General features: G+C 58.8%; 7 protein-coding genes and 1 pseudogene. 6 read left to right on the forward strand and 2 right to left on the reverse strand.

Annotation, left to right across the window (positions count from 1 at the left end; genetic code table 11):
* The 3 genes and pseudogenes from NW809_RS09985 to nuoK form a co-directional block, all read left to right on the forward strand.
* Positions 1-594: pseudogene (locus NW809_RS09985) on the forward strand (TPM domain-containing protein); the annotation flags it as partial.
* 119 nt (positions 595-713) lie between these two features.
* Positions 714-1,322 carry an NADH-quinone oxidoreductase subunit J gene (locus NW809_RS09990; protein ID WP_414402045.1) on the forward strand — a complete coding sequence of 203 codons (609 nt, stop codon included), beginning with the start codon at positions 714-716 and terminating at the stop codon, positions 1,320-1,322.
* A 79-nt stretch (positions 1,323-1,401) separates the two neighbouring features.
* Positions 1,402-1,707, forward strand: a complete 306-nt coding sequence (nuoK, locus tag NW809_RS09995; protein ID WP_041439067.1) for an NADH-quinone oxidoreductase subunit NuoK — start codon at positions 1,402-1,404, stop codon at positions 1,705-1,707.
* Between the two features lie 31 nt (positions 1,708-1,738).
* On the opposite strand, the gene NW809_RS10000 is transcribed toward nuoK, so the two are convergent.
* Positions 1,739-2,239 (reverse strand): low molecular weight protein-tyrosine-phosphatase, encoded by a 501-nt coding sequence (locus NW809_RS10000; protein WP_011430467.1) that lies wholly within the window; start codon positions 2,237-2,239, stop codon positions 1,739-1,741.
* A 151-nt stretch (positions 2,240-2,390) separates the two neighbouring features.
* On the opposite strand from NW809_RS10000, the gene NW809_RS10005 reads away from it, so the two are divergent.
* Both NW809_RS10005 and NW809_RS10010 read left to right on the forward strand, forming a co-directional pair.
* The gene (locus tag NW809_RS10005; RefSeq protein ID WP_011430466.1) at positions 2,391-2,639 is read left to right on the forward strand and encodes a hypothetical protein; all 249 of its coding nucleotides are present in this window, start codon (positions 2,391-2,393) and stop codon (positions 2,637-2,639) included.
* Between the two features lie 58 nt (positions 2,640-2,697).
* Positions 2,698-3,348, forward strand: a complete 651-nt coding sequence (locus NW809_RS10010) for an ABC transporter ATP-binding protein (RefSeq protein ID WP_011430465.1) — start codon at positions 2,698-2,700, stop codon at positions 3,346-3,348.
* Here NW809_RS10010 and NW809_RS10015 read toward each other — a convergent pair.
* Positions 3,339-4,472: a murein hydrolase activator EnvC family protein gene (locus NW809_RS10015; protein ID WP_071813517.1), complete on the reverse strand. Its 1,134-nt coding sequence runs from the start codon at positions 4,470-4,472 to the stop codon at positions 3,339-3,341. The two genes, NW809_RS10010 and NW809_RS10015, sit on opposite strands and share 10 nt — an antisense overlap.
* An 814-nt stretch (positions 4,473-5,286) precedes the next feature.
* Here NW809_RS10015 and NW809_RS10020 point away from each other — a divergent pair.
* Positions 5,287-6,027, forward strand: a complete 741-nt coding sequence (locus tag NW809_RS10020) for a bifunctional 4-hydroxy-2-oxoglutarate aldolase/2-dehydro-3-deoxy-phosphogluconate aldolase (RefSeq protein WP_011430463.1) — start codon at positions 5,287-5,289, stop codon at positions 6,025-6,027.
* The last annotated feature ends 6 nt before the right edge of the window (positions 6,028-6,033 follow it).

A 6,033-nucleotide genomic window follows, 5' to 3' on the forward strand; every position in this document is an offset into this window, starting at 1 on the left:
ATTCGCTTGTTTCTCTATTCCGGCTCCCTCTGCTTTGGCCTCTTCCTGTTGTCAGCCAGCGGCAACTGGCTGGTACCGGGGCTGCCCTTCCTGGCGGTTGTGGCCGCCGACAGCATCTTGGGCTCGAAGCGTGGGATCCCGTTTCAGCCGGTGGTCTGTCAAAGCTGCGGTCGGCCCATGCGCCCCATCCAGCCGCAAGTTCTGGATAAGCAACTTCCCCCAGCGCATCGCCTGGCCAAAAGCCGCCGCAGAGCCCGCTACTACGGCTGGTTTTGCCCCGCCTGCCAGGGGGTGGCTGTGGTTGTTCGCGAGAATGGATTTTATCGCCACCTTTATTGCCCTAGATGTCAAGCTCTTACCCTTGACCTCACCACCCAGCTTCTCAGGAAAGCCACTTACACCTCTGAGGGCCTGAAGCTGGAAATCCTAACCTGTTCTATCTGCGGCTACCGCAGCCAGCGAGAGGTTGAGATCCCGAGGCTCAGCAGGGATAGGGACTTTGATAGGGATTCTGATAGAGATTCTGATAGAGATTCGGATAGGGATTTCGGGGGCGGCAGCAGTAGCGGTGGCGGAGCAGGCGGCAGTTGGTGAGACCCAACTCTAGAGATTTCTCTATCGATCTGAAAAAGGAGTCGGGCTTCTCTTAAATCCGCCGGGACAGTACAGTGGTAAGGGAGCAGCAATAGAAACTGGCTAAGGACGGATCTCTCATGACCCTCGGAGAAGGCGTACAACTGGTTACGTTTGTGGTGCTATCGGCGATGGCCATTGGCTTTGCCCTGGGAGTGGTTTGGGCCCCTAACATCGTCTATTCCGGCTTTCTCTTGGGGGGCGTTTTCCTGAGCATAGCTGGGCTGTACCTTCTCTTGAATGCCGATTTTGTGGCCGCCGCCCAAGTTTTGATCTACGTCGGCGCCGTCAACGTACTGATCCTGTTTGCCATTATGCTGGTGAACCGGCGCTACACCTTTGCCCCTCTGAAGCTGGGCTGGCTGCGCAATGGAGTGACAGCGGCAGTGTGTTTGGGTCTGTTTGCCCTGCTTACGGTGATGGCCTTCAACACTCCTTGGCCTCTGCAGCCAATCCAGCCTCTAAGCAGCGCTATGGTGATCGGGGGGCATTTCTTTAGCGATTATCTGTTGCCGTTTGAGCTGGCCTCCGTTCTGCTGCTGATGGCGTTGATCGGGGCCATTGTGCTGGCGCGTCGCGAGTTTGTCGTTCCCCAAGCCCAAGAAGGGGATCTCAGCTTGCTGGAGCGGGCCCGGCCACAGCTTGAATCGGAGTCGGAACGCCCAGCAGAGCTGGTGAGCACGCGTTGAAGCTGCCTGCTCCCGGCCATACAGCCCAGCGTTTTCCTGATGCCCCTCTCATCTGTATCCAGTGGAGCCTCTTGTGATGTTGCAACTGCAGTTTTTCTTGGTGGTCGCGGCAATTCTTTTCTGCATCGGCATCTACGGCTTGATCGTCAGTCGCAACGCCATTCGGGTGTTGATGTCGATTGAGCTGATGCTCAACGCCGTCAACCTGAACTTTATGGCTTTCTCCAACTTTGTCGACTCGGGCTTGATTCGCGGCCAAGTGTTTTCGGTATTTGTCATCACCGTGGCGGCTGCCGAGGCGGCAGTGGGCTTGGCCATTGTGTTGGGGATCTACCGCAACCGCGCCACCATCGACATGGAGAGCTTTAACCTGCTCAGGTGGTAGTTGTTTTCTTGATCGTCTTGATCGATGACTTTCAGGTGCGGCTGGGCAGCGGCGGGCATTGGATCCCAGGGATCAGGGATTCCAGCAGGCCGCTGCAGGCGTCCCAGAGCAGCTCGATCACGTAGTGAAACCCTGCCTCGCCCCCGTAGTAGGGATCCGGAACTTCTTCATCGGTGTGAGAACGACAGTAGCTACAGATTAGGCGTACCTTGTCGGCATATCTTCTCTGGGGATCGAGGCTGAGGATATCGCGGTAATTTTGCCGATCCATGGCCAGGATCAGGTCGAACTCCCGCAGATCCAAAGGATGAATTTGCCGGGCTTGGCCGTGCAGCTCCAGTCCATAGCGCTGGGCAACTTGTCGCATGCGGCGATCTGGGGGACTGCCGAGGTGGTAGGCGGCTGTACCTGCCGAATCGCAGAGGATGTCCCCCTCATGGCCGCTGCTCTGCAGCAGGTGGTTGGTGATCCCTTCGGCAGCGGGAGAACGGCAGATGTTGCCCAGGCACACAAACAGCAGCTTTTGGCTCATGGATCCCTCGACGGCAGTGAACATTTCCCACCGCATTATCTGCGTTTTGCGGCCCAGAGTACAGAAGCAGGCGAGAGGGGATAGGGCCCTCAGGCGGCAGCGGGACAGATTCTTGGCCAGAATGGAGCTAGTTCCCCTGGTGAGATGTCTTATGCCAGATGCCACCCGCTACCCCCACCCGCAGGATGTGGCCAACCTCATTCTCTACTTGCAAACGGAGCTGGCTCTGTTTGAACAATGGGCTGCTCAAGAAGGGATCCCGTCTGCGGCTCTGCGCCCCATCGAGCGCTCCCAAGAGGCTTTGCGGCGAGCTGTAGATCAACTGGAGCTGCGGGAGTGGTACCGCGAACTCACCTATGGCTTTCGGGATCAGTTGGGGCGCCTAGAAGAATGGTTGTAGCTGTCCGGCAGAGCTTTCCAGTGCCAAAATAACGACAACTTTCCCAGGGGCGCCGCTCATGTTGCAGGTTCAGGATCTCTGCTACCACCCGGCAACCCTCCCTCAGCCGATTCTCCGGGATCTCTCCTTTGAGCTGGGCCTGAATCAGTTGGGGCTGATCGTGGGCAAAAGTGGGGCCGGCAAGAGCACCCTGCTGGAAATTTTGGCCGGCTTGGCGCGGCCCACGCGCGGGCGGATTGCCTGGGGAGGAACAGAGCTCTCCCCCCAGCAGTTGCGCAGCATGGCGGGGCTGGTGTTTCAGTTCCCGGAGCGTCACTTTTGTGGCTTGACGGTGCTAGAGGAAATGCGCTTCGGCCACCCGGAGCTGCAACAAAAGGAGATTGAAAACGTTCTCAAACAGGTGGGATTGGAAGGGATCCCTCTGTGCACCTCCCCCAACCATCTCAGTGGCGGACAACAACGGCGCTTGGCCCTGGCGGTACAGCTTATTCGCGGCCCGCTGCTACTGCTGCTGGACGAGCCGACGGCAGGGCTGGACTGGTCGGTGCGGCGGCAGTTGATCGAGCTGCTGGCCCGGCTGAAATCCACCTGGACGGTGTTGGTGGTTTCCCACGACCCAGAGGAGCTATCCTCCATTGCCGATGTGCGGTGGATCTTGCAGGCGGGATCCCTGCAGCCGTTGCCGACAGATGCGCTGCTTCAAAGGTAGCGGCGGGGATCCACCGGCTGGCCGTTGACCCGCACCTCGAAGTGAACGTGGGGGCCGGTGGAGAGGCCGGTGGAGCCGGAAGCGGCAATGGCCTGCCCCCGCTGTACCTGCTGACCCACCCCAACGGCGACGCGGCTGTTGTGGGCGTACAGGGTGGTGATGCCGCCGCCGTGGTTGACAATCACCGTGTAGCCGTAGCCGCCATACCAGCCGGCGTAGATGACGGTGCCCCGGTCTGATGCCCGAACTGGCGTGCCGGTGGGCACACCGAAGTCGATCCCCGCATGGAAGCGGCGGCTTCCGTAGATGGGGTGAACCCGCCAGCCGAAGCCGCTGGTGATTGGCCCGCGCACTGGTGGGATCAACCGGCCTGTCCCCTGAACCGGATCTCTGCCCCCCCGCTGCTGAGCCTGCTGGGCGATCAGTTGCTGGATGAGGATGGTCAACTGTTGGGAATCGGCTTCCAAACGCCGTTGGGCTGCTTCATAGGCGGCGCGCTCGTTGGCCAGGCGGCCCACCAGTTGCTCTTGGGCGGCAGCCTGCTGCTGCAGTTGGTTTTTCTGGGCTGCCAGCTCCTGCAAGATTAAAGAAATCTCGTTGCGCTGCGCTTCCAGGGCGATCCGCTGCTGATCCACCTCCTTGGCCATCACCTGCAGCTCTCGGATCAACTGCCGGTCGGCTTCGATTAGCAATTGCAACTGGTGGCGGCGATCGAAAAACTCGTTGAGGTCGCGGCTGGTGAGCAGCAAAGCCCACCAATGTTCCGCCCCCTGCCGCTGCATGTAGCGCAAGCGGGCGGCCGTGCCCTGCTGCTGCCGTCTCAGGCGGTCTTCCAGCTCTTGGAGCTCCTTCTGCGCTTGCTCTAGCGCCCTCTGGGCCTGTTCCAGACGATATTGGTTGTCGCGAAGGCTAGCTTCTGTCTGTTGGATGTTTTGCCGCAGGGATCCCATACGGCGACGGGCTTCTTCTTCCGCTTGGCGCAGCTCTCCCAGGCGTCGCTGGGTGCCCCGGATTTGTTGCTGGATCTGTTGCTGCCGCTGTTGCAGTTGGTGGAGATTCTGCGCCTGAGATGGAGCAACCCGCCACAGTCCCCCCAGCACCAGGAGGGCGAGCAACCCGACCATCACCCATGCCTTCAGGCTGTGTGTCCCACAACTGAGCTTGACCACTCCCCACACCCTCGGCAACCAACCTACCGACCCTAAGAATACAAAGATTCGCAAGGACTGATCGAGCCCAATCGCGCTGTTGCCCGCTGTCGTTACTCCAAATCGTTACAAGATACAAGCAAAACGGCTGGGTTATTTTCAATACCAGTAAAACCGTTCATTCCTTCAATTCCTGACTTCCCCCTCCCTTTGAGAGAGGGGCTGGGGGCGAGGGATCCTCACTGCGGCTAGGTTCGTATCGATCTCCAGATCCCACAGGTCTAATCGGTGCCCAACCTAAACAACCGGCAAGCCAGAGCAACCTCGACACAACATCCAGACAATGGCGATAAACTAGCCGCTCACCTGCCGGCAAAACCTCATGCCAGTAAGATGAAAACGATCAATGCCAACCAGAAAGTTACCTCGTAGAGATGGGCTACCATGCGCCACCTTTCCCCTGAGGGAGCTTCCTCCTCTCCTCTGCCGAGTTCAATGTTGGTTAAGGAGCTAACAAGGCTGCAGATAGCTACTAAAATGAGAGACCAGCGACGCCATGAAAGGATGGGAAAAGTAAGCGCTCCAACGAGTGCTACAAACCCGCAAACAGTTGCCCCTATAAACACCACTTTTGCCTGTTCTTTATTCTATTTTAGCCTTCTTCTCAAAAGGAAATTTGTTATAGCTTGTCATTGTTTTACCGTCGGGCTGTTTGGTTATTTTTAATTGCAATTAAACTTAAAATCAACCCAAGCAAGGTAGAAATCGATGAGAGAGGGCTTTTCCACAGATGGTGTTTGAGGGTTCTGAACAGAGCTTCAGAGAGGGATGGCGGCACCCCTGGCTACTCCATTTGTGGCAGCAGCCCCTGATCGCGGTGATCCGCCTCTCGGCCAGCCCGGCCCAAGCCCTTGAGGGATCCACCCTGGCCATCCGGGCCGGGATCCGCCACATTGAGATCACTCCCCAAGTTCCCCGGTATCTGGAGTTGATTGCCCAACTGCGGCAAGACTACCCGCATTGCTGGGTAGGGGTGGGCACGGTTTTAAATCGGCAGATGGCAGAGCAGGCTTGGCAGGCGGGAGCCCAATTCTATGTTTGCCCCTTTGCGGACGAGAGCATCATCCGCTGGGGTCGGGAAGCAGGGCTGCCCATTGTGCCCGGCGCCCTCACCCCCGGCGAGATCTGGAGGGCCTGGCAGGCCGGGGCAACGGCAGTAAAGGTGTTTCCGGCAGAAAGCCTTGGCGGATCCCGTTACCTGCGCCATCTGCAACCGGTGCTGGGATCCCTGCCTTTGATCCCAACTGGGGGGGTTACCTTGGCCAATGCAGCAGAATATCTGCAGGCAGGGGCCTGGGCTGTCGGCATCGCCGGGGATCTCTTCCCGGCGGAGCTTCTTTCCCAGCAAGGGGTTGATCCAGACAGTTGCCGGCAAGAGCTGGAAAATCGGCTGCGGCAAACGCTACAACAGCTTGCCAGCCAGAGGGTCGCCGCAGCCTGGCCCGAACTTCCGGGTGAACCCCCAGAGTAGGGGGCG

The sequence above is a fragment of the Synechococcus sp. WC101 genome, assembly GCF_047461555.1.
Lineage (GTDB): Bacteria > Cyanobacteriota > Cyanobacteriia > Thermostichales > Thermostichaceae > Thermostichus.